This is a genomic window from Bacillus pretiosus (genome assembly GCF_051294775.1).
GTDB classification, from domain to species: Bacteria; Bacillota; Bacilli; order Bacillales; family Bacillaceae_G; genus Bacillus_A; species Bacillus_A wiedmannii.
In genome coordinates this window covers 1-312 of record NZ_JBPPHF010000136.1, presented here as the reverse complement: position 1 = coordinate 312, position 312 = coordinate 1, and the positions used below count along the sequence as shown (strand labels likewise).

1 pseudogene is annotated in these 312 nt (G+C 41.0%); it reads right to left on the bottom strand.

Annotated elements, in window-relative coordinates:
* Window positions 1-38: 38 nt before the first annotated feature.
* A pseudogene (locus ACSG5Z_RS30195) lies at window positions 39-312 on the bottom strand (alanine racemase C-terminal domain-containing protein); the annotation flags it as partial.

Sequence of the window (312 nt, the reverse complement as noted above, 5' to 3'; positions counted from 1 at the left end):
GTCCCAGAATATTCAGCAACCTCAGTAGCACTAATTTACTCATCACCTTGTTTTCCAATGAGTGTAACTTTCGTACCAAGCGGCACTTCACAAGGAAGGTGTATCATGAATTGATCCATTGTTACTCGACCTACAATCGGTACCCTGTTACCATTTATAAGCACTTCGAACCCTTGTAATCTTCTAAGCCATCCATCTGCATATCCAATCGCTACAGTTGCAATCCATTCTTCCGTTTTCGTTCGGTAAGTGACGTTATAACTAATCCCATCCCCTTTAATCACCTGTTTAATATGAGCAACTTTCGTATGC